Here is a 22,019-nt window from a genome sequence, read left to right on the forward strand (position 1 = left end):
TACCCTGGGGCAAGCAGGCGGCGTTGAGGCAGGATTAACGCGCGCTCACCAGCTCGCGTTTCATATCAATAATCTGCTGGAAGTCAGCCACGCTGCCCGGGCCGATGTGCTGAGTACCGCCCATCGCTTTGATAAAGCAGGCGTGATCCTCGGTGTCCAGCTTTTTCACTGCCGCCACGACCTTCGCCTTAAAGTCCGCCGGCAGCGCATTGCTCACCAGGATCGGGCCGTTCGGGATCAGCGGCGATTGCCAGATAATGCGGATCTGCTTCATCAGATCCGGATGATCCATGCGAATCAGGCGGTTGAACGCGCCGGTAGTGTAGCCGGTGTTGTAATCGCCAACCATCGAGGCCCACGTGACCGCGCCCGCGAATTGGCCATTCAGCACGCCGAGGATGTCCTGCTCATGGCCGCCGGAGAAGGTGACGCTGGAGAAGGTGTTGTTGTATTTGTTGTCGGCGTTACCGCCAAATTTTTCTTTAAACGCATGGTTAGGGATCAGATACCCGGAAGTGGAATCCGGATCGGCGAAGCCGAAGGCTTTGCCTTTTAAATCGTCCAGCGTTTTGTACGGGGAGTCGGCTTTGACAATCACCACCGAGTGATAGCCGCGAGACTGATCTTTGTCGTCCACGGCGATGCCGACGATATCCACCGCTTTTGGATTATTGAGATAAACCGAGGCGTAGGAGGAGGGGGACATGCTCAGCACCACGTCGACTTTGCCCCCCAGCAGGCCCTGGATCACCCCGGAATAGTCGGAAGAGTTGCGCAGTTTGGTATCCACGTTCAGCTCTTTATCGAGGAAGGCCTTCACGCACTGGTTATCGCCGATTTGCTGGGTGGCGTTCTGGCCGCCGAGAATGCCCAGATTGAGCTCTTTCGGCTGCGCCGCCGCTGCCTGCCATGCCATCATCATGCCCGCGACCATTGCGGATAAACGAACTGCGCCAGTCATATATTTTTTCATTATGTTGCCCGTGTGAGTGAAATTAATGCAATTGGCTAACTTCATCGCCGTACAGCCGCTGCAGCACATCCTGCGTCAGCCGGGAGGGGTGATCGTCAAAAATAAGCTGGCCGCTGGCGACGCCGATAACCCGGGTGCAGTAGGCCCTGACCAGCTCCACCGAATGCAGGTTTACCATCACGCTGATACCCTGCTCGCTAATCTCGCGCAGCACATCCATGATGCGCTGAGTGTTTTTCGGATCCAGCGAGGCGACAGGCTCGTCGGCCAGCAGGATCCCGGGGTTTTGCATCAGCGCCCGGCAGATCGCCACCCGCTGCATCTGCCCGCCGGAGAGGTTCTCCGCCCGCTGCAGCGCGTGCGGCAGCATGTTCATCCACTCAAGCAGCGCAATGGCGCGCGCCCGGTCGGCTGCGGGAAAGATTTTAAACAGCGATTTCAGGGTTGAAGTCTGGCTGAGGCGGCCCAGCAGGACGTTGGTGAGCACGTCGAGGCGCGGCACCAGGCAGAAGTCCTGAAAAATCATTCCGCAGTGGCTACGCCAGGCATTGAGCGCGCGGCCTTTCAGCTGTGAGACATCGTGCGGGGTACCGACTTCCGGGTAGCTAAGAATTTCTCCGCCGCTGGCGCTGTGGGTGCCGTTGAGGACATGCAGGAGCGTCGATTTACCGGCGCCGGAGCGGCCAATGACCCCGACCATTTCCCCGGCGTGCAGATCAAAGCTGATGCCGTCCAGCACCTTGTGCTGGGCTTGATAAGCTTTACTCAGATTACGCACGCTTAAGACCTTCCGCTGCCGGCCGGCAGCGGGATCGGTGAACGGCTGGAAATCAGTTTCGGCCACCGCGGCAAGAGAGCTGTTCATAAGAGTGTCCAGGTTCGTCATTAACTGGCCACTATTAATAGGTCTTTATATGAAATTTCGATGACGGTATTGCGAACAAAGCGTGAACTGGCGTGAAAGAGCGACGGCCAGCGGCTCAACGCGTGCGGCATGCTGGCGGCTGGCGAAGCGCCGAAAAGCCGCTATGCTTTGGAGGACGCGAGGACAGACCGGTTCGTAGGCGTAGACAGCCTTCGGCAATCTTCGCTTAATCTTGATGAAGAAGACTGTTTAATCGAATAGATAATGCGTCTGCCTTTGTTTAGCATTCAACATCCCGCATGTATTAACATATACATAACTATTTTGTGCGGCAGGTTAATCTATTCATGAGTCTTATGTGTTGGTGAATCATCCTGGTTTTTCTTTATTTGTAGATTTATATCCTTTCTTTTGTGCTAAATCCGGTTTATTTGATAAGCCATTCAAGAGTTCCATTAAGAATATTCCTAACATAATAGGGCGAAGATCCTGGATAATATAAAGCGCAGATAAGAATTGACGGTTATATTACCAATAACCTTATGAAAATAAATGTCTTTTTCTGGCGCTCAAAAATTTGATATTTTCAGTTTTTGTAAATATTGACCTGGGCGCGAAATTCATTGCCTTTCCGCATGTTGACACTCCATAGGAAAAAACTTAAATTCAACGCCAAGCAGAAAATAATTATAGTTTAATCCCCGCTTATCCAATATTGATAAGTAATGCGTGTCTTATTTAATGGCGATTTATTAAAGGAAACGAATACGCCAGTAAACTTTATAGGCCTGGCAAGCAGTGACGTTGTAAAAATGATTACTTCAAGGACTATGAGGTTAAAAACTATATGGAATATAAAAGCTGTTCCGATAAGTATATTTGGTCTGCCGATGACTCCTATTTCTATAAAGGACTGTCCGAACTGATTGTAGACATCGACGAATTAATTTATCTCTCACTGGAGAAAATCAGAAAAGATTTTGTGTTTATCAATCTCAATACGGCTTCATTAAACGAATTTATCAGGCGCGACAGCGAATGGCTATCCGCGGTAAAGGGGAAACAGGTCGTATTGATTGCGGCCAGGAAATCAGAGGCCTTAGCGAACTACTGGTATTACAATAGCGATATTCGCGGGGTGGTATATGTTGGTCTGAGTCGCGATATTCGAAAAGAACTGGCCTATGTAATTAATGGCAGGTTTCTCCGCAAAGATATTAAGAAAGATAAAATTACAGATCGGGAAATGAAAATTATCCGCATGACCGCCCAGGGCATGCAGCCGAAATCGATCGCCAGAATTGAAAATTGTAGCGTGAAGACAGTGTATACCCATCGGCGTAATGCTGAGGCCAAACTGTATTCCAAAATATATAAGTTAGTTCAGTAACACCCAGGCAATTCTGTTTTTTAAATGGTTCACCGGGACATCATGTCCTTAATTCAACTCAGGATGAAAAAGCGATGAAAAAAAAGGTTCTGGCAATAGCTCTGGTAACGGCGTTTACCGGTATGGGCGTGGCGCAGGCTGCTGACGTAACGGCTCAGGCTGTAGCGACCTGGTCTGCGACCGCTAAAAAAGACACCACCAGCAAGCTGGTTGTGACCCCGCTCGGCAGCCTGGCGTTCCAGTACGCCGAAGGCATTAAAGGCTTTAACTCGCAGAAAGGTCTGTTTGACGTGGCGATTGAGGGGGACACAACGGCGACCGCCTTTAAGCTAACCTCGCGTCTTATCACCAACACCTTAACCCAGCTGGATACCTCCGGCTCCACGCTGAGCGTGGGCGTGGATTATAACGGCGCCGCGGTGGAAAAAACTGGCGATACCGTGATGATCGATACCGCCAACAATATTATGGGCGGCAACCTCAGCGCGCTGGCTAATGGCTACAACGCCAGCGGCCGTACCACCGCGCAGGATGGTTTCACTTTCTCCATCATCAGCGGCACCACCAACGGCACCACCGCCGTGACCGATTACAGCACCCTGCCGGAAGGGATCTGGAGCGGCGACGTCAGCGTACAGTTCGACGCCACCTGGACCAGCTGATCCTTCTGATGCACCAGCAGGGGGATCTCCCCCTGCTTTTTTCACGGACGGAATTGTTATGAAAAAGCACCTTCTGGCCCTCGGGCTGCTGCTTGCCGGGGCGTCGCCGGCGCAGGCGCTGGATGTCGGCGATATTTCATCCTTTATGAACAGCGGCAGCAGCACGCTGAGCAAAACGATCAAGAACAGCACAGACAGCGGTCGACTGATCAATATCCATCTCGAACGGCTCTCTTCCCCGCTGGACGGCGGGCAGGTTATCCCGATGGACAAACCGGATGAGGTGCTGCTTACCCCCGCCAGCCTGCTGCTACCCGCCCAGGCCAGCGATGTCATCCGCTTCTTCTACAAAGGCCCGGCGGATGACAAAGAGCGCTACTACCGCATTGTCTGGTTCGATCAGGCGCTCAGCGATGCCCAGCGCGATAACGCTAAACGCAGCGCGGTGGCCACGGCGTCCGCCCGCATCGGCACCATTCTGGTGGTGGCGCCGCGTCAGGTGAACTACCGCTTTCAGTACGCCAACGGCTCTCTGACCAACACCGGGAATGCGACATTGCGGATCCTCGCCTACGGCCCCTGCCTGAAGGCCGCCGACGGTAAGGAGTGTAAAGAGAATTACTACCTGATGCCGGGTAAATCGCGCCGTTTTACGCAGGTGAATACGGCAGATAAAAAAGGACGGGTTGCGCTTTGGCAGGGTGAGCAGTTTGTTCCCGTGAAATAGACAGTTGTGCAGATGGATAACGACGATGCCTCTACGACGGATTTCCCCAGGACTGAAAACGCGGCTTGCCTTCGGCATGATATTTTTGTTCGTTCAGCCCGACGCCAGCGCGGCTGCCCCAGGCGCGCAGCAGATTGGCGGGGTGATTATTCCGCAGGCCTTCAGCCAGGCGCTGCAGGACGGCATGAGCATCCCGCTCTATATTCATCTTGCCGGCAGCCAGGGCATCAAGGACGATCAGCGGATCGGCAGCGCCTTTATCTGGCTGGACGGCGGCCAGCTGCGCGTCCGGCAGATCCGGCTGGAGGACAGTGAAGGTAACGCCAGCGTCAGTGAACAGACCCGTCAGCAGCTGATCGGCCTGGCCAACGCCCCGTTCAGCGAGGCGCTCACCATTCCCCTGACCGACAGCGCCCAGCTGGATCTTAGCCTGCGCCAGCTCCTGCTGCAGCTGGTGGTCAAGCGCGAGGCGCTGGGCACCGTGCTGCGCTCGCGCAGCGAAGACATCGGTCAGTCCAGCGTCAATACCCTCAGCAGCAACCTGAGCTATAACCTCGGCGTCTATAACAACCAGATGCGCAATGGCGGGAGCAACACCTCCAGCTATCTGTCGCTGAACAACGTTACCGCGCTGCGGGAGCATCACGTGGTGCTCGACGGCTCGCTGTATGGGATCGGCAGCGGCCAACAGGACAGTGAATTATATAAGGCCATGTATGAGCGCGATTTCGCCGGCCACCGTTTTGCCGGCGGCATGCTCGACACCTGGAACCTGCAGTCCCTGGGACCGATGACCGCCATTTCGGCCGGCAAGATTTACGGCCTTTCCTGGGGAAACCAGGCCAGCTCCACCGTCTTCGACAACAGCCAGTCGGCCACGCCGGTGATTGCCTTTTTACCGGCGGCGGGCGAGGTGCATCTCACCCGTGACGGCCGGTTGCTGAGCGTCCAGAACTTCGCCATGGGCAACCATGAAGTGGATACCCGTGGCCTGCCGTACGGTATTTACGACGTGGAAGTGGAGGTGATCGTCAATGGTCGGGTGGTCAGCAAACGCACCCAGCGGGTCAATAAGCTGTTCAGCCGGGGACGCGGCGCCGGCGCGCCGCTGGCGTGGCAGGTATGGGGCGGCAGTTTTCATATGGATCGCTGGTCAGAGAGCGGGAAAAAGACCCGGCCGGCGAAAGAGAGCTGGCTGGCAGGCCTTTCGGCCTCCGGGTCGCTCAGCACCCTGAGCTGGGCGGCTACGGGCTATGGCTACGACAACCAGGCTGTGGGGGAAACCCGCCTGACGCTACCGCTGGGCGAGTCGATCAACGTTAACCTGCAAAACATGCTGGCCAGCGACAGCTCGTGGAGCAGCGTCGGCAGCATCAGCGCCACGTTGCCCGGGGGATTCAGTTCAGTGTGGGTTAACCAGGAGAGAACCCGCATTGGCGATCAATTGCGGCGCAGCGATGCCGACAACCGGGCGATCGGCGGCACCCTCAACCTGAACGCGCTGTGGTCGAAGCTGGGGACGTTCAGCGTCAGCTACAACGATGACCGTCGCTACAACAGCCATTACTACACCGCGGATTACTATCAGACGGTCTACAGCGGCGCCTTTGGCTCGCTCGGCCTGCGGGCGGGGATCCAGCGCTATAACAATGGCGACAGCAGCGCCAACACCGGGAAATATATCGCCCTCGATCTGTCGCTGCCGCTGGGCAACTGGTTCAGCGCCGGGATGACCCATCAGAACGGCTACACCATGGCTAACCTCTCAGCGCGCAAGCAGTTTGATGAAGGCACTATTCGCACCATCGGCGCCAATCTGTCGCGAGCCATCTCCGGCGATACCGGGGATGACAAAACCCTCAGCGGCGGCGCGTATGCCCAGTTCGACGCCCGCTACGCCAGCGGCACGCTGAACGTCAACAGCGCGGCGGACGGCTACGTCAACACCAACCTCACCGCCAGCGGCAGCGTCGGCTGGCAGGGCAAAAATATCGCCGCCAGCGGACGAACCGACGGCAACGCTGGGGTGATCTTCAACACCGGGCTGGAGGACGATGGTCAGATCAGCGCCAGGGTTAACGGGCGGATCTTCCCGCTCAGCGGCAAGCGTAACTACCTGCCGCTCTCTCCCTATGGTCGCTATGAGGTGGAGCTGCAGAACAGCAAAAACTCGCTCGACAGCTACGACATCGTCAGCGGGCGCAAGAGTCATCTGACCCTTTATCCGGGCAACGTCGCGGTGATTGAGCCAGAGGTGAAGCAGATGGTCACCGTCTCCGGCCGTATTCGTGCAGAAGACGGCACGCTGCTGGCGAATGCGCGGATTAACAACCATATCGGCCGTACCCGCACCGATGAAAACGGCGAGTTTGTCATGGACGTGGATAAGAAATACCCCACTATCGATTTCAGCTACGGCGGCAATAAAACCTGCGAAGTGGCGCTGGAGCTCAGCCAGGCGCGCGGCGCCGTCTGGGTGGGGGATGTGGTCTGCAGCGGCCTCTCGTCGTGGGCGGCGGTGCAGCAGTCAGGAGAAGAGAATGAAAGTTAATGCACTGATGGCGCTGGCGATCCTCGCGCTGCTCTGGCCGGCAGCCGCGCTCAGGGCGGCGGTGACCAAGACCACCTGGTCGGATGCGCCGGCGCGCGAGTTTGTGTTTGTGGAAAACAACTCCGACGACAACTTTTTCGTCACCCCCGGCGGGGCGCTGGATCCGCGTATGACCGGCGCTAACCGCTGGACCGGCTTAAAATACACCGGCTCCGGGACCATCTATCAGCAGAGTCTCGGCTATATCGATAACGGCTACAACACCGGGCTCAATGCCAACTGGAAGTTTGATATGTGGCTGGAAAACTCACCGGTTTCACACCCCTTAACCGGCCTGCGCTGCATCAACTGGTACGCCGGGTGCGATATGGCTACCAGCCTGATCCTGCCGCAGACCACCGACGCCAGCGGGTTTTACGGCGCGACGGTGACCAGCGGCGGCGCGAAGTGGATGCACGGCATGATGTCAGACGCCTTCTATCAATATCTGCAGCAGATGCCGGTCGGCGGCAGCTTTACGATGACCATCAATGCCTGTCAGACCTCGGTGAACTACGATGCCAGCAGCGGCGCGCGCTGTAAGGATCAGGCCTCCGGTAACTGGTATGTGCGCAACGTCACCCACACCAAAGCCGCGAACCTGCGGTTGATTAATACCCACTCGCTGGCGGAGGTGTTTATCAACAGCGATGGCGTGCCGACCCTCGGGGAAGGGAACGCCGACTGCCGGACGCAGACCATCGGCAGCCGCTCAGGATTAAGCTGTAAGATGGTCAACTATACCTTGCAGACCAACGGCTTAAGCAACACCTCGATCCATATTTTCCCGGCGATCGCCAACTCGTCGCTGGCCTCGGCCGTCGGGGCGTACGATATGCAGTTCAGCCTCAACGGCAGCTCCTGGAAGCCGGTGAGCAATACCGCTTATTACTACACTTTCAACGAGATGAAGAGCTCAGACTCGATCTATGTTTTCTTCTCCAGCAACTTCTTTAAGCAGATGGTGAACCTCGGGATCAGCGATATCAACACCAAGGATCTGTTCAACTTTCGCTTTCAGAACACCACCTCGCCGGAGTCAGGCTGGTATGAGTTTTCCACCTCCAACACGCTGATTATCAAGCCTCGTGATTTCAGCATCAGCATTATCTCCGACGAATATACCTCGGCGCCGTCGCGCGAGGGGTATGTCGGCAGCGGCGAACCGGCGCTCGATTTCGGCTACATCGTCACCACCAGCGGTAAAACGGCCGCCGATGAAGTGCTGATCAAGGTGACCGGACCGGCGCAGGTGATTGGCGGGCGTTCCTACTGTCTCTTCAGCTCCGATGACGGTACGGCGAAAGTGCCGTTCCCGGCGACGCTCTCTTTTATCACCCGCAGCGGCACGACTCAGACCTACGATGCCGGGTGCGATGACAGCTGGCGGGATATGACCGATGCGCTGTGGCTGACCACGCCGTGGACCGATATCTCCGGCGAAGTGGGGCAGATGGATAAGACCACGGTGAAATTTTCGATTCCGATGGATAACGCCATTTCGCTGCGGACGGTAGACGATAACGGCTGGTTTGGCGAAGTCAGCGCTTCAGGAGAGATTCATGTCCAGGCGACGTGGCGCAACATTAACTAAGGCCCTGCTGACGGTGGGCTGCCTGCTGGCAGCGCCGCTGGCGCAGGCGATCTCGGTCGGTAACCTGACCTTTTCCCTGCCTGCCGAAGCGGATTTCGCCAGCAAACGGGTGGTCAACAACAATAAAAGCGCGCGGCTGTACCGCATCGCCGTCAGCGCCATCGATCGCCCGGGCGGCAGCGAAGTCCGCTCCCGGCCGGTGGATGGCGAACTGCTGTTCGCCCCCCGCCAGCTGGTGCTGCAGGCAGGTGAGAGCGAGTATTTTAAATTTTACTATCATGGGCCGCGGGATAACCGCGAGCGCTACTATCGGGTCTCGTTTCGCGAAATCCCCACCCGCAACCTGACGAGGCGCAGCCCGACTGGCGGCGAGGTCAGCATGGAGCCGGTGGTGGTGATGGATACCATTCTGGTGGTGCGCCCGCGCGAGGTACAGTTTAAATGGTCTTTCGATAAGGTGGCCGGGACGGTGAGCAACACCGGCAATACCTGGTTTAAGCTGCTGATTAAGCCCGGATGCGATTCGACCGAAGAGGAGGGGGACGCGTGGTATCTGCGTCCCGGGGACGTGGTTCGCCAGCCGGCGCTGCGCCAGCCGGGGAACCACTATCTGGTCTATAACGACAAATTTATTAAGATCAGCGATACCTGTCCGCTGAAGCCCCGTCCCGCGGAGTGAGCCTTATCTGGTGGTCGCGCGGCGGGTAAAGCGCCGGCTGGCCAGCAGGCTCAGACCGCAGCACAGCAGGTAGTACACCGCGCCGGTGAAGACGAAGATCGCCAGGGGATAGATCTGCACCCGGTTGTTGACCTGGCCGGCCACGGTGGTCAGCTCCGGGACGTTGACGATAAACGCCAGCGAAGTGTCCTTCAGCAGGCCGATAAAGATCCCCACCAGCGACGGCTGAACGTTGCGCAGCGCCTGCGGGAGCAGCACCAGGCGCAGCGTTTGCCCGGGAGCGAACCCCTGGGTCAGCGCCGCCTCATACTGTCCTTTCGGCAGCGACTGCAGCCCGGCCAGCACCGAGTGCATCACCGAGGCGGCGGTAAACCACGCCAGCGCCAGGGTCACGGTCACCGCGCCGGGCAGATCGCCGCCGGTCAGCATCGGCAGCAGATACCACAGCCAGAAGATGACAAATATCAGCGGGATGCCGCGGATAATTTCCACCCACAGAAACAGCAGACGCCGCACCAGCCCGCCGTAGCGCCAGGCCAGGCCCGCCAGCGCAATGCCTCCCGGCAGCGCCAGCAGGGTGGCGCCGATGGCCATCAGCAGGGTCAGCGCCACGCCGCCGGGCTGGCCCTCCGCCAGTCGGCCCCACAGCAGGTAATCGAGGTTATCGGCGATCACCGCCAGATTAGCGTTCATGTCGGGCGCTCCGTTGCAGTTTTCTTCCCGGGCCGAGACGCGTGAGCGCCACGCCCATCGCCACCCCCAGCGCCAGGTACAGCGCGGTGCCGACGGCAAACGCCTCCAGGGCGTGCGCGTTATAGCTCTCAATCTGCCGCACCTGATAGGTCAGTTCCGCAAAGCCGATGCCGCTGGCCAGCGATGAGAGTTTCATCAGGTTAAGATACTGGCCGACAATCGGCTGCCAGGCGTTGCCCAGCCCCTGCGGCAGGAGGATAAAGCGCAGCTCCTGCCACGGCGTAAAGCCCTGCGACAGCGCGGCTTCCCGCTGCCCGTGGCTGACGGCGCGCAGTCCGGAGGCGATCTCTTCCACCAGAAAGGCGGAGGTAAAGACCCCCAGCCCCCACATCGAGCAGAGGAACTCCGGCGTCAGCCACCAGACGTTACCCGGCAAAATGGACCAGGCGTGTTCGTCGTTCACCACCTCCTTCACCGCCAGCGGCAGCAGGTTCCAGGCGGCAAAGTACCAGAACAGCAGCTGGACCAGCAGCGGAGTGTTGCGAAACAACGAGACCCACGCGGCCACCAGTCCGCGCCCCGCGCGTCCGCCGCCGAGGCGCAGGGCCAGCAGCAGGACCGCCAGCAGGGTGGCGAGCAGGATCCCGGCGACGCTGACCCAGATGGTGGTGAGAAAACCAGAGATAATCCATTGCAACGGCTGCCCGCTCAGGACGCCGTGCCAGTCAAGCATCGGCGTCACTCGAGGCTCTCCTGGTGCAGCGGATCCAGCACCTTCTGCAGAAAACGCCGCGCGCGGGCATGCTGCGGATGGGCGAAAAACTCAGCCGGCGGGGCGACTTCGAGGATGTCGCCGCCGTCGATAAACACCACCCGGTCGGCAATTTCGCGGGCAAACTGCATTTCGTGGGTCACCACCAGCATGGTGATCCCGCTGTGGGCGAGGGTTTTCATCACCTGCAGCACTTCGCCGATCATCTCCGGGTCGAGCGCCGAGGTGGGCTCATCGAACAGGATAATCTGCGGCGATGAGGCCAGGGCGCGGGCGATGGCCACCCGCTGCTGCTGGCCGCCGGAGAGCTGCGCCGGCATCTGCTGCGCTTTTTCTTCCAGTCCGACCTGACGCAGCAGCGCCAGCGCCCGCGCCTGAGCCGCGCTTTTTTCCCAGCCATGAACGCGCTCCAGCGCCAGAGTGATGTTCTCCTGCGCCGTCAGGTGGGCATAAAGGTTGAACTGCTGGAAGACAAAGCCGACGCGGCTGCGCAGCTGGCGCAAGGCGCTGCCGCTCAGCCGGCTGGTGGGTTTGCCGTCGATCAGGATCTCGCCGCCGCTTAAGGATTCGAGCTGGTTGATCAAGCGGATCAGCGTCGATTTTCCCGAACCGGAAGGGCCGAGGATCGCCACCACTTCGCCGGGCTCGACCTGCAGGTTGATGGCGTTAAGTACCTGATGATCGCCGTAGCGCTTGGCCACATCACGGAACGTAATGCTGGCGCGCTGCAGACGTGAAAAATCCGCGGCCGGAGCCGCGGAGTGGGAGAGTAAACCCGAGAACATATTATTTCGCTTCTATGGTAAAGGCGCGCGGCTGCGGCGTTTTGGTGGCAGGGCCAAACCAGACATCGTAAATTTTCGCGGCTTCGCCGGTTTTCTCCAGCTTCACCAGCTCATCGTTGACGGCCTTCAGCAGGGCCGGTTCGCCTTTCTTCACGCCCACGCCAATCTCTTCTTTGCTGAGCAGGTCGGGCAGAATTTTAAACTTGGCTTTATCCGGCGCTTCCGCCAGCAGACCGGCGAGGATGGTGCTGTCCTGGGTGATGGCCTGGACGTTGCCGTTGCGCAGGGCGGTCAGGGCCAGCGGAATATCGTCATAGGAGAGGACGCGAGCCTGCGGGAAACGCTGGTGCAGGGCCTGTTCGCCGGTGGTGCCTTTCACCGCGCCGATGCGCGCTTTGCTGTACTCATCGAGCTTATCCGGAGAGCCGGCCGGCACGAGGAACTGCTGGCCGGTGACGAAATACGGCGTTGAGAAATCAATAACCTGGGCCCGCTCCGGGGTGATGGTAATGTCGGCGACGATCAGGTCGGCTTTACCGGACTGCAGCAGCGGAATACGGTTGGCCGGGTTGGTGGCCACCAGCTCGAGTTTGACGCCGAGCGCTTTCGCCAGCGCCTGGGCAAAGTCGACGTCGTAGCCGACGATATGGTGGGTTTTGGCGTCCACGGAGCCGAACGGCGGGTTGGCGTCGAAGGTGGCGACTTTTACGACGCCGGCGGCTTTGATGTCAGCCAGCTGGTCCGCCTGTGCCTGCGAGGCGAGCAGCAGCATACCCAGCGCCAGTGCGATTTTTGTGGTTTTATTGCGCATAGTTTTTCCCCTGAATCCCTGTTTTGTTTTGTGGACATCACGCTCCCACAAATTGCCCGTCGGCGGCAAAGAAGAAAAATTCTTATCTATAACCAAAAGAACTTAACAAACCTATGGGTATTCTTTATGCGCCGCTGGCTTTTACCAGGACGGCAACGACTGCCGGGCGGTCCCCTCTCCCTCAGGGAGAGGGCCAGGGAGAGGGTGATAGGACCGGGGGTAATATGCGCCAGCCAGGATTGCAAATTCGGAATTAATATTTCCCGCGCCCGGCCAACTGTGGTTGAAATAGACCCAGGCGATTCGCTTCCCGACAGAGGAGAAAACGAAAGTGGCATTGTGGCAACGGTTAACGGGCTGGCTGGCTTTTTTTGTCCAACGGTGAAGCCGGACAGCAGGATACCCAGCGCGTCATGGAGGCGATCCTGCCGGTAGCCAGCCTCTACGGCGTGGACATTGGCAACGTGGAAACCCGGTGGTTCCGTCATGATAAGACATACTGAGCGACGCAGGACGCGAGAAGCCTACTGGAACGAGGTGTGCTTTGTGTAGCAAGAGACTGCCTGAGGTTGCGGCCTTGCAGGAGGCGCCGCCGCAGCCCAGGCAGTTTTGACCATGCCTATCCCCCCAGATACATCCGCTTAATTTCCGGATTAGTCAGCATCTCCCGCGCCGCGCCTGACAAGGTGATCCGGCCATTCTCCAGGACATACGCCCGATCGGCGATCGCCAGCGCGGCCGTCGCATTCTGCTCCACCAGCAGCACCGTCATATTCTCTTCGCGCAGTTGCTTAATGATGCCGAACAGCTCGCCGACAATTTTCGGCGCCAGCCCGAGGCTCGGTTCATCCAGCATCAATAACACCGGCTCGCTCATCAGCGCCCGGGCGATGGCCAGCATCTGCTGCTCGCCGCCGCTCATGGTGCCCGCCATCTGATGGCGCCGCTCCTTGAGCCGCGGAAAGAGGGCGTACATGCGATCGCGCAGGCGGGCGTAGCCGGCGAGATTATTGTAAGCGCCCATGCGCAGGTTCTCTTCGATGGTCAGGTTGGTAAAGACGCGCCGTCCCTCCGGCACCAGCGCCAGCCCGCGACGCACGATCTGGTGGGTCTGGCTGCGTGAGATATCGTCGTTGAGGAAGCTGACGCGCCCACTGGAGCGCACCAGGTTGACGATCCCGTTCAGGGTGGAGGTTTTACCGGCGCCATTGCTGCCGATCAGGGTGACGATTTCCCGGTCATAGACATCGATATCGACGCCCTTCAGACCCTGGATCACGCCGTAAAAGACCTTCAGTTCCCGGGCGTTAAGCATAATTGGCTTCTCCCAGATAAGCGGAAATGACGTCCGGATGCTGGATCGCCTCGGCCATCAGGCCGCTGAACAGCGGCTTACCGTACTCCAGAACCATCACCCGCTCGCACAGGCGGTTGACGAAGGGCATATCGTGCTCGATTAACAGGACGCTGAGCTGATAGTCATGGCGCATGCGGAAGATCAGCTCCGCCAGATCCTCGGTCTCCTTCGGGTTCATCCCGGCGGCCGGCTCATCGAGCAGGAGCAGCTTCGGCGCGGTGGCCAGCGCGCGGGCGATCTCCACTTTGCGCTGGTTGCCATAGCTTAGGTTTGTGGCCTGCATATGGGCGAAGTGGGCGATGCCGATATCCTCCAGGATGGCCATCGCTTTGGCTTTCGCCGCCCGCTCGGCCGGAAAGTAGCGACCAATATGCAGGGCCGCCTCCAGCAGCGAGTAGCGGCTGGCGCGGTCGAGCCCGACCATCACGTTCTCCAGCACCGTCATGGAGTTAAACAGGCGGATATTCTGGAAGGTGCGGGCGATCCCGGCGTTCACCACCTGGTTGGGCTTCAGCCCCTTCAGCGACGTGCCCGCCAGGGTGACGCTGCCGCTGGTGGGTTTATAGTTGGCGGTAATGACGTTAAACAGGGTTGTTTTGCCCGCGCCGTTAGGGCCGATAAGGCCAAAGATCTCCGCCTCGTCAACATGGAAGCTGACGTTGTCGATGGCCCGCAGGCCGCCGAACTGCATGGTGACGTCCTGCACCTGCAGGATAACGTTATTTTCCGCCATAGCCGCCGCTCCTTCTTCCGGTCTGCCAAATCTCTTTTTTCCCCAACAGCCCCTCGCGGGCGAAGAGCATGATGATCAGCAACAGCAGGGAGAAGACCACCATTCGCAGGCCCGGGTACGCGCCGAGATCGTGACCGAAGAACTGCAGCGGCTGATCGAGGAAGCGCAGCCACTCGCCGCTGCCGACCACCAGCACGGTGCCGAGCAGGGCGCCGGTGGTGCTGCCGAGCCCGCCGAGGACGATAATAATCAGCAGCTGGAAGGTGAGCATAAAGTCGAACAGCCCCGGGGAAATGGTGGTCAGCAGGGAAGCCAGCAGACCGCCGCCGATCCCTTCGAAGAAGGCGCTGGTGGCGAAGGCGCAGGTTTTAATGCGGAAGGTGTTGACCCCCATGGCGATCGCCGCATCTTCATCGTCGCGAATAGCTTTCATCATCCGGCCATACTTCGACCACACCAGCTGGAGGATCATGCCGGTGGCCAGCAGGGCGAACAGCCCGCACCAGAACAGGAGATGCGGCTGCTGCGGAATATCGTTCAGCCCGATGGCGCCGTTGGTGATTTGCGGGTTGTTAATGGCGAGGATCTTGATGATAAACCCAAAGCCGAGGGTGACAATGGCCAGGTAGTCGCCACGTACCCGGAAGACCGGCACGGCGAGGCACACCGCCAGCGCCGCCGCGCACAGGCCGCTTATCAGCAGGGCAGGGAGGAAGCCCGCGTGCAGGCTGAGGATCCACGGGCTGGGGGCGGCCATTTCAAACATGTCTACCTTGCTGTCGCTGGAGAGGATCAGCAGGGCGGTCACGTAGGCGCCCACCGCCACGAAGCCGTTCGGCTCCAGCGACAGCTGGCCGGTCACGCCGTTGATCAGGTTGTAGCTGACCGCGAGGATCATAAAGATAAAAATGGTGCTGATGACACGAACAATGTAGTCATTGAAAACCACGTTGATTCCGGCCAGCAGCGCGATACAGATGACAATAATGGCCAGGTTGCGCAGCTGCGCCCCGGCGGTCGTCGTCGCGTTGAGCATCAGAAACGGCTCCTTTCCAGACGTTCGTCGCCCATAATGCCGACCGGGCGGAACAAGAGGACCAGAATCAAGAACAGGAAGGCGAAAGCGTCTTTATAGCCGCCCAGTTCGGGGAAGATCGCCACGGCGACCACCTCGGTAAAACCGAGGATAAAGCCGCCCAGCACCGCGCCGGTGACGCTGCCGATCCCGCCCAGCACGGCGGCGGCGAAGGCCTTCAGGCCGATAAGCACGCCCATCAGGGGATCGATCGTCGGGTAGCTGATGGAGTAGAACACGCCGCCGAGCGCCGCGAGACTACTGCCGAGGGCGAAGACCAGGGAGATGATCCGGTTGGCGTCAATGCCCATCAGGCGCACGGTGTTGACGTCAAAGGCCACCGCGCGGATCGCCATCCCATAGCGGGTGCGGTACAGCAGCCAGAGGATCGCCAGCAGCAGCAGGACGGTGATCAGCGGCACAATCCACGCCACGTTGGTAATGATGACGCTGCCGAAGGCCCGGGTCTGGTTGAAAAAGTCAGGGGCGGAGAAGAAGCGCGAGCTGCCGCCAAACAGTACGTTAAACAGGTTTTCGAGAAAGAAGCTGACGCCGATGGCGGTGATCAGCATGGAGATTTTCGAGGCCTGACGCAGCGGACGATAGGCGACCCGGTCAATCAGCATACCAAACAGGCCGCACAGCCCGAGGGTCAGGAAAACGGCTACCCCGAAGGGTAGCCCAACCGAAGAAAATAAAAACAGCGTACTAAACGCGCCGACCATCATCACGTCCGCATGGGCGAAGTTGATCAGCCGCAGCACGCCATAAACCATCGTATAACCGATGGCAATCAGGGCGTACATGCCCCCAAGACTCATTCCATTGACCACTTGCTGGAGAAAAATGGCGCCGTCCATTTTGTAGCCTCGTCACAACTTAAGGGTTAACCACGGTACGAAACGCCAGCTTGCCATCTTTCACTTCGTTGATGACCGCGCTGCGAATGGCGTCGCCGTTCTGTAACGTCAGCGTGCCGGTCACCCCCTGGAAATCTTTGGTGGCGCGGATTTTTTCATTTACGCAGACCCGATCGTGGGGATCGCTGCACTGGTTCATGGCGTTGACGATGACGTTATAGGCGTCCGCCGCCATTGCGCCCCAGGTATGGGTCGGCTGCTGGTATTTGGCTTCCCAGGCTTTGATGAAGGTTTCCCCCGCCGGGGTCTGCTCTTTGGCGTTCGGCGAGTAGTAATCGGTGGTCATATAGCCGTTGACCGCGTCTTTACCGACATCGAAGAAGACCTGATCCGCGGCCAGACCGTCGCCGCCCACCACCGGTTTGTTGAGCCCCAGCTGTTTAGACTGCACGGCAATCAGCGCCCCTTCGGTGTAGTAGATCGGCATGTAAATCATGTCGACATTCTTCGCCTTGACGCTCGCCAGCTGGGCTTTAAAGTCCTTGCTGCCGCCCGGGGCCTGGACCTCGATGGGAATGGTGCCGCCGTTTTTCAGGAACTGGGTGCGGAACGCTTTCGCCAGGCCGACGGAGTAGTCGTTGCTGCTGTCAAACACGATGGCGGCGGTTTTGGCTTTCAGATCGCGGGAGGCCAGATTGGCCCCGACCACCCCCTGGAAGCTGTCCGAGAAGCAGACCCGGCTGACGTAGGGATGGTTGCGGGTGACGCGGTCGTTGGTGGCGGTGGAGGAGACCAGCGGCGTTTTGCTGTCGTCGGCGATTTTGGTCATCGCCAGGGTGTTGGAGGAGGTGACTTCCCCGATCACGGCATCCACTTTATCGCTGGAGACCAGGCGCTGCATGGCATTGGCCGCTTCGACTTTGTCGCTTTTATCATCGATAACGATAAGCTTGATGGTATCGCCATTTTTTAACGTTGGGGTGATGGCCTGAATAATGTCCAGCCCTTTCTGCGACGGCTGGCCATAGCCGCTGAGGGCGCCGCTCAGGGGTAATACCACCCCGATTTTAATTTCCGCTGCCTGCGCGCTGCTGGCGCCGACCAGCGCGGCAACCAGCGTGGCCATTAAAGACGCTTTCCCGGAAAACGATTTCATTGGTATTTCTCCGTCGGTCGATTATTTATCTTTAACCATCAATGACTGCATAACATTAAGGAATAATGCGCCAGCGTATCCGGCGAATTATTGGCTGTTATGTTGAATAGATAACGAGATATATACCCTAAATAATTCGAGTCGCATGAAGGCGGCAAGTAAGCGAGTCGCCAGACGCTTACAGAAGTAAGTGACTGGGGGAGAGAACGCAGCCAACGCACATGCAACTTGAAGTATGACGGGTATTTTTAATGCGCTGATTTACCTTACAACGTCCGTTTCGTTTTTACTCATGCAATATTCTTATTACCTGCAGGGAAGGGCATAAGGCTGGCGACAACACGGTTTTTGGTACGGTGAAAGCATTTTGCCGGGGGGCGACTGGCGCCTTACCCGGCCTGAAAAATACGCCATATAAACCGCTGGCACGGCTTCCGTAGACCCGTACCAGCGAAGCGCCGCCGGGCAATTTCAGCACGCGGCGGAATATAAAGTCAGGTGCACAAGATAATATTAAAAATCTATTCTGCTGCTCGCGTGACTTATTATTTTAAAGGGGGCAACGGTTTTATTTTACCATGCAGCGCCGGATTATCGCTTTCATCTTTCAGACCCACCCCGGTAAGCCGGCGCAAAAAAGCCTGCTCCAGCAGCCAGGCCAGTTTAAAGGCGGCGGCGTCATGGCTTAATCCCTCCGGCCGAATATTGGAGATACAGTTGCGCTCAGACTCCAGGCGCTGACGATGAGGCTGCCAGGTGAGGTAGACGCCGAGGCTGTCCGGCGAGGAGAGACCCGGTCGTTCGCCAATCAGGATCGCCACCGCGCGGGCTTTCAGGGTTTCGCCAATATCATCTCCCAGCGCTACCCGCGACTGATGCGCCAGCACCACCGGCGCCAGGCCGATACCCAGCGTCTGCAGATAGGGCAGCAGGGCGCGGATCAACGGCACCGCCTGGCGCTCTACCGCCCAGGAAGAGAGGCCGTCGCCGATCACCAGCAGCAGGTCGGCGGGGCGGACGCCGCTGGCGGCGAGGTCGGCGCGACTCTCGTCGGCGAGCCGCCGCCCGAGATCCGGGCGCCGCAGATAGGTATGACGGTCCGGCGCGGCGCTGTGCACCGTCAGGGCGTCGAGGCCGAGCGCCGCCAGCGGCGCCACCAATTGTTGGCTGGCGAACGGCTGATGAATGGCATCCCGCGCTCTGGCATGGGCCAGACCAAAGTTGAGGACTTCGCGGGTCGGCAGACTGGCGCCGCTGCGCCCCAGGGCGATCCGCGCATCGGTAAATTCACGCAGCGGGTTCCAGGCATCGGGACGGTTCATACAGAGGCTCCTTGCGGCAGGACGGACAGCAGCGGATGGCGGGCGTCGGTGAGCCGCAGCGCGCCGTGCGGATCGATAATTTGCATTTTCGCCAGCCAGTCGGCGAACTCCGGGGCATGCTTTAAGCCCAGCAGGCGACGGGCGTACAGCGCGTCATGGAACGAGGTGCTCTGGTAATTGAGCATGATATCGTCCGCTCCGGGCACACCGATCAGGAAGGTGAGCCCGGCGGCGCACAGCAAGGTCAGCAGGGTGTCCATATCATCCTGATCCGCTTCCGCGTGGTTGGTATAGCAGACGTCGCAGCCGATCGGCAGGCCCATCAGCTTGCCGCAAAAATGATCCTCCAGCCCGGCGCGAATAATCTGCTTGCCGTCGTAGAGATACTCCGGACCGATAAAACCGACCACGGTATTGACCAGTAGCGGTTCAAAGTGGCGGGCGACGGCGTAGGCCCGCGCCTCACAGGTTTGCTGATCGACGCCGTGGTGGGCGTTGGCCGACAGGCAGCTCCCCTGGCCGGTCTCAAAATACATCACATTGTTGCCGAGGGTACCGCGCCTGAGGCTCAGGGCCGCCTCGCGGGCCTCCTGCAGCATGGCAAGGTTGATGCCGAAGCCGCTGTTGGCCGCTTCGGTTCCCGCCACCGACTGAAACACCAGATCCACCGGCGCGCCGCGCTCAATCAGCTGCAGCGTATTGGTCACATGGGTCAGAATGCAGGACTGGGTAGGGATGGCGAAGCGCTGAATAATATCGTCCAGCATGACGTTCAGCTGCGCCAGCACCGGTAAGCTGTCGCTGGCCGGGTTGATGCCGATCACCGCGTCCCCGGCGCCGTACAGCAGCCCGTCGAGCATACTGGCGGCGATGCCTTTCAGGTCGTCGGTGGGATGGTTGGGCTGCAGGCGTACGCTGAGGTGGCCGGGCAGGCCGATGGTGTTGCGAAAGCGCGTCACCACCTGGCATTTGCTGGCGGCAAGGATCAGATCCTGATTGCGCATCAGCTTACTGACCGCCGCCGCCATCTCCGGGGTGATGGCGCGGGCGACCCGCTGCAGCGTGGCGGTATCGGTAGCATCATCCAGCAGCCAGTCGCGAAAATCGCCGACCGTCAGGTGACGCAGGGCGGCAAAGCCCTGCGCATCATGGGTGTCGAGGATCAGGCGAGTCACTTCGTCCTGCTCGTAAGGGATAAGCGGGTTGTCGAGAATGTCGGTCAGCGGCACCTCGGCGAGGGCCATTTTCGCCGCCATCCGCTCTTCGGCTGAGGTGGCGATAACCCCTGCGAGGGCGTCGCCGGAACGGGCCGGCGACGCTTTCGCCATCAGCGTTTTCAGACTATCAAAGCGCCATACCTGGCCCGATAGCGTGGTTTTATACATGCCGCCTCCTCAGGAGACCGTGCGCAGTTGAGGATCCACTGGCGCCCGTTCACGGGCCGCTGCGGTTTTGCGGAACCACAGGTAGCCGCCGAGCATCATCGCCGCGAAAATCAGCGCCAGCAGCAGGTTATACCAGACCATCGCCACCAGGCAGAGCACCGCCATGCCGAGGGCAAAGGCCGGCGCCAGCGGGTAGAGCGGGGCGCGGAACGGACGGATCAGCTTCGGCTCGCTACGGCGCAGTTTGAACAGCGCCGCCATGGAAGTGATATACATAACAATAGCCCCAAATACCGACATGGTGACGATGCAGGCGGTCAGCGGCATGCCGCTGATGGTGATCAGCGAGTCGGAGAAGATCGCGGCGATCCCGACCACGCCCCCGGCGAGGATCGCCATATGCGGGGTGCGGGTGCGGCGGTTGAGGGAGGCCAGCCCGGCGGGCAGATAGCCGGCGCGGGCGAGGGAGTAGATCTGCCGCGAGTAGCCCATAATGATGCCGTGGAAGGAGGCGACGAGGCCAAACAGCCCCAGCCACACCAGCATATGCAGCCAGCCGCTGCCGTTGCCCACGACCGTCTTCATCGCCTGGGGCAGCGGATCGTTAATATTGGACAGCGCGCGCCAGTCGCCGACGCCGCCGGCGAAGACCATCACGCCGATCGCCAGCACCGTCAGCGTCAGAATGCCGCCGCCCAGGGCGCGGGGAATGGTGCGCTGCGGATCTTTGGCCTCTTCGGCCGCCATGGAGGCCCCCTCAATGGCGAGGAAGAACCAGATGGCGAACGGAATGGCGGCGAACATCCCCGGCAGCGCCAGGCCGCTGAAGCTGTCCGCGCCCGCCCAGCCGTTAGTGGTGAAGTGGCTCCAGGAGAAGCCGGGGGCGACCACGCCCATGAACACCAGCAGCTCGAAGATGGCCAGCAGAGTGACGATCAGCTCGAAGGTGGCGGCGATGCCGACGCCGAGAATATTGAGCGTCATAAAGATCACGTAGGCGCCGCAGGCGACCCATTTCGGATCCAGCGCCGGAAACTGCACGTTGAGGTAGGCCCCGATGGCCATGGCGATGGCCGGCGGGGCGAAGACGAATTCAATCAGGGTGGCAAAACCAGCGATAAAGCCGCCGGTGGGCCCGAAGGCGCGGTAGGCATAGGCGAAAGGGCCGCCAGCGTGCGGGATGGCGGTGGTCAGCTCGGTAAAGCTGAAAATAAAGGCGCAGTACATGGCGGCGACCGCCAGGGCGACGACCATAAACCCCATCGTGCCCGCCTGCGACCAGCCGTAGCTCCAGCCGAAGTACTCCCCGGATATCACCAGTCCGACGGCGATCCCCCATAAACGAAAACTGCCGAGCGTTCTTTTTAAGGTGGTGGTTTGCTCTGTCATACGTATTGCCTCGCCAGATAGAAAGGTGCTGAACGACAGGCTGCAAAGAGAGTGCCAGAACGTTGCCTGCCGCGATAAGGCGTCAGTCCGTGGCGCGCCCGCTGGCGCTGCGCAAAAATGGGGCAGGCTGCACGCTGTCGGCGCGCGCGCTGGTGCAGCGGCTTTGCTTTTTCAGCGGCGGCACGGTATAACACTTCTTCT

23 protein-coding genes are annotated in these 22,019 nt (G+C 59.4%); 9 read left to right on the top strand and 14 right to left on the bottom strand.

Features of this window, described 5'->3' with window-relative positions:
• Positions 1-34 precede the first annotated feature (34 nt).
• Both KPHS_10240 and KPHS_10250 read right to left on the bottom strand, forming a co-directional pair.
• Positions 35-973, bottom strand: coding sequence for a phosphonate ABC superfamily ATP binding cassette transporter, binding protein (locus KPHS_10240; RefSeq protein YP_005225324.1), 939 nt, complete (start codon positions 971-973; stop codon positions 35-37).
• A 22-nt stretch (positions 974-995) separates the two neighbouring features.
• On the bottom strand, positions 996-1,838 hold the full coding sequence (locus tag KPHS_10250) for a phosphonate transport ATP-binding protein (protein ID YP_005225325.1): 843 nt from the start codon (positions 1,836-1,838) through the stop codon (positions 996-998).
• Positions 1,839-2,685: 847 nt separating this feature from the next.
• Between KPHS_10250 and KPHS_10260 the strand changes: the two genes are divergently transcribed.
• The 6 genes from KPHS_10260 (at position 2,686) to KPHS_10310 (ending at position 9,480) form a co-directional block, all read left to right on the top strand.
• Positions 2,686-3,228 (top strand): putative regulator, encoded by a 543-nt coding sequence (locus tag KPHS_10260; protein YP_005225326.1) that lies wholly within the window; start codon positions 2,686-2,688, stop codon positions 3,226-3,228.
• Between the two features lie 74 nt (positions 3,229-3,302).
• Positions 3,303-3,890: a common pilus major fimbrillin subunit EcpA gene (locus tag KPHS_10270; protein YP_005225327.1), complete on the top strand. Its 588-nt coding sequence runs from the start codon at positions 3,303-3,305 to the stop codon at positions 3,888-3,890.
• A 58-nt stretch (positions 3,891-3,948) separates the two neighbouring features.
• A complete protein-coding gene (locus KPHS_10280; protein YP_005225328.1) occupies positions 3,949-4,617 on the top strand; it encodes a hypothetical protein in 669 nt (222 codons plus the stop codon).
• A 25-nt stretch (positions 4,618-4,642) separates the two neighbouring features.
• A complete protein-coding gene (locus KPHS_10290) occupies positions 4,643-7,168 on the top strand; it encodes a fimbrial biogenesis outer membrane usher protein (protein YP_005225329.1) in 2,526 nt (841 codons plus the stop codon).
• Entirely contained in the window at positions 7,158-8,801 is a 1,644-nt protein-coding gene (locus KPHS_10300; protein ID YP_005225330.1) for a putative receptor, read from the top strand. The genes KPHS_10290 and KPHS_10300 overlap by 11 nt, the downstream gene beginning before the upstream one ends.
• 13 nt (positions 8,802-8,814) lie before the next feature.
• The gene (locus KPHS_10310; protein YP_005225331.1) at positions 8,815-9,480 is read left to right on the top strand and encodes a fimbria/pilus periplasmic chaperone; all 666 of its coding nucleotides are present in this window, start codon (positions 8,815-8,817) and stop codon (positions 9,478-9,480) included.
• Positions 9,481-9,483: 3 nt separating this feature from the next.
• Here the strand turns inward: KPHS_10310 and KPHS_10320 are convergent, their stop codons facing one another.
• From KPHS_10320 to KPHS_10350, 4 genes are read right to left on the bottom strand one after another with little or no spacing between them, the layout of a single operon-like run.
• Positions 9,484-10,173, bottom strand: a complete 690-nt coding sequence (locus KPHS_10320; protein YP_005225332.1) for an amino acid ABC transporter membrane protein — start codon at positions 10,171-10,173, stop codon at positions 9,484-9,486.
• The gene (locus tag KPHS_10330; protein ID YP_005225333.1) at positions 10,163-10,915 is read right to left on the bottom strand and encodes a polar amino acid ABC transporter inner membrane subunit; all 753 of its coding nucleotides are present in this window, start codon (positions 10,913-10,915) and stop codon (positions 10,163-10,165) included. Before KPHS_10330 ends, KPHS_10320 begins: the two co-directional genes overlap by 11 nt.
• Positions 10,912-11,730: a glutamate/aspartate transport system ATP-binding component gene (locus KPHS_10340; protein YP_005225334.1), complete on the bottom strand. Its 819-nt coding sequence runs from the start codon at positions 11,728-11,730 to the stop codon at positions 10,912-10,914. Before KPHS_10340 ends, KPHS_10330 begins: the two co-directional genes overlap by 4 nt.
• Before the next feature lies 1 nt (position 11,731).
• On the bottom strand, positions 11,732-12,541 hold the full coding sequence (locus KPHS_10350; protein YP_005225335.1) for a cysteine transport system periplasmic binding protein: 810 nt from the start codon (positions 12,539-12,541) through the stop codon (positions 11,732-11,734).
• Between the two features lie 371 nt (positions 12,542-12,912).
• Here KPHS_10350 and KPHS_10360 point away from each other — a divergent pair, with 371 nt between their 5' ends.
• Complete coding sequence (locus tag KPHS_10360; RefSeq protein ID YP_005225336.1) at positions 12,913-13,044, top strand: hypothetical protein; 132 nt, start codon at positions 12,913-12,915, stop codon at positions 13,042-13,044.
• 116 nt (positions 13,045-13,160) lie between these two features.
• Here the strand turns inward: KPHS_10360 and KPHS_10370 are convergent, their stop codons facing one another.
• The 5 genes from KPHS_10370 to KPHS_10410 are packed head-to-tail and all read right to left on the bottom strand — an operon-like array spanning position 13,161 to position 17,692.
• A complete protein-coding gene (locus KPHS_10370) occupies positions 13,161-13,856 on the bottom strand; it encodes an ATP-binding component of leucine transport (protein YP_005225337.1) in 696 nt (231 codons plus the stop codon).
• Entirely contained in the window at positions 13,849-14,631 is a 783-nt protein-coding gene (locus tag KPHS_10380) for an ATP-binding component of high-affinity branched-chain amino acid transport system (protein YP_005225338.1), read from the bottom strand. Before KPHS_10380 ends, KPHS_10370 begins: the two co-directional genes overlap by 8 nt.
• Positions 14,618-15,667, bottom strand: coding sequence for a high-affinity branched-chain amino acid transport (locus KPHS_10390; protein YP_005225339.1), 1,050 nt, complete (start codon positions 15,665-15,667; stop codon positions 14,618-14,620). Before KPHS_10390 ends, KPHS_10380 begins: the two co-directional genes overlap by 14 nt.
• Positions 15,667-16,566 carry a high-affinity branched-chain amino acid ABC transporter membrane protein gene (locus tag KPHS_10400; RefSeq protein YP_005225340.1) on the bottom strand — a complete coding sequence of 300 codons (900 nt, stop codon included), beginning with the start codon at positions 16,564-16,566 and terminating at the stop codon, positions 15,667-15,669. Before KPHS_10400 ends, KPHS_10390 begins: the two co-directional genes overlap by 1 nt.
• Before the next feature lie 19 nt (positions 16,567-16,585).
• A complete protein-coding gene (locus KPHS_10410) occupies positions 16,586-17,692 on the bottom strand; it encodes a high-affinity branched-chain amino acid ABC transporter substrate-binding protein (RefSeq protein YP_005225341.1) in 1,107 nt (368 codons plus the stop codon).
• On the opposite strand from KPHS_10410, the gene KPHS_10420 reads away from it, so the two are divergent.
• Entirely contained in the window at positions 17,685-17,828 is a 144-nt protein-coding gene (locus KPHS_10420) for a hypothetical protein (RefSeq protein YP_005225342.1), read from the top strand. The genes KPHS_10410 and KPHS_10420 overlap by 8 nt on opposite strands.
• Before the next feature lie 439 nt (positions 17,829-18,267).
• On the opposite strand, the gene KPHS_10430 is transcribed toward KPHS_10420, so the two are convergent.
• From KPHS_10430 to KPHS_10450, 3 genes are read right to left on the bottom strand one after another with little or no spacing between them, the layout of a single operon-like run.
• Positions 18,268-19,044 carry an ethanolamine ammonia-lyase small subunit gene (locus KPHS_10430; RefSeq protein ID YP_005225343.1) on the bottom strand — a complete coding sequence of 259 codons (777 nt, stop codon included), beginning with the start codon at positions 19,042-19,044 and terminating at the stop codon, positions 18,268-18,270.
• Complete coding sequence (locus KPHS_10440) at positions 19,041-20,429, bottom strand: ethanolamine ammonia-lyase, heavy chain (protein ID YP_005225344.1); 1,389 nt, start codon at positions 20,427-20,429, stop codon at positions 19,041-19,043. The genes KPHS_10430 and KPHS_10440 overlap by 4 nt, the downstream gene beginning before the upstream one ends.
• A gap of 9 nt (positions 20,430-20,438) precedes the next feature.
• Complete coding sequence (locus tag KPHS_10450) at positions 20,439-21,818, bottom strand: putative amino acid/amine transport protein (protein YP_005225345.1); 1,380 nt, start codon at positions 21,816-21,818, stop codon at positions 20,439-20,441.
• A 62-nt stretch (positions 21,819-21,880) separates the two neighbouring features.
• Here KPHS_10450 and KPHS_10460 point away from each other — a divergent pair, with 62 nt between their 5' ends.
• Positions 21,881-22,009, top strand: coding sequence for a hypothetical protein (locus KPHS_10460; RefSeq protein ID YP_005225346.1), 129 nt, complete (start codon positions 21,881-21,883; stop codon positions 22,007-22,009).
• Positions 22,010-22,019 lie beyond the last annotated feature (10 nt).

Source organism: Klebsiella pneumoniae subsp. pneumoniae HS11286, from assembly GCF_000240185.1.
Lineage (GTDB): Bacteria > Pseudomonadota > Gammaproteobacteria > Enterobacterales > Enterobacteriaceae > Klebsiella > Klebsiella pneumoniae.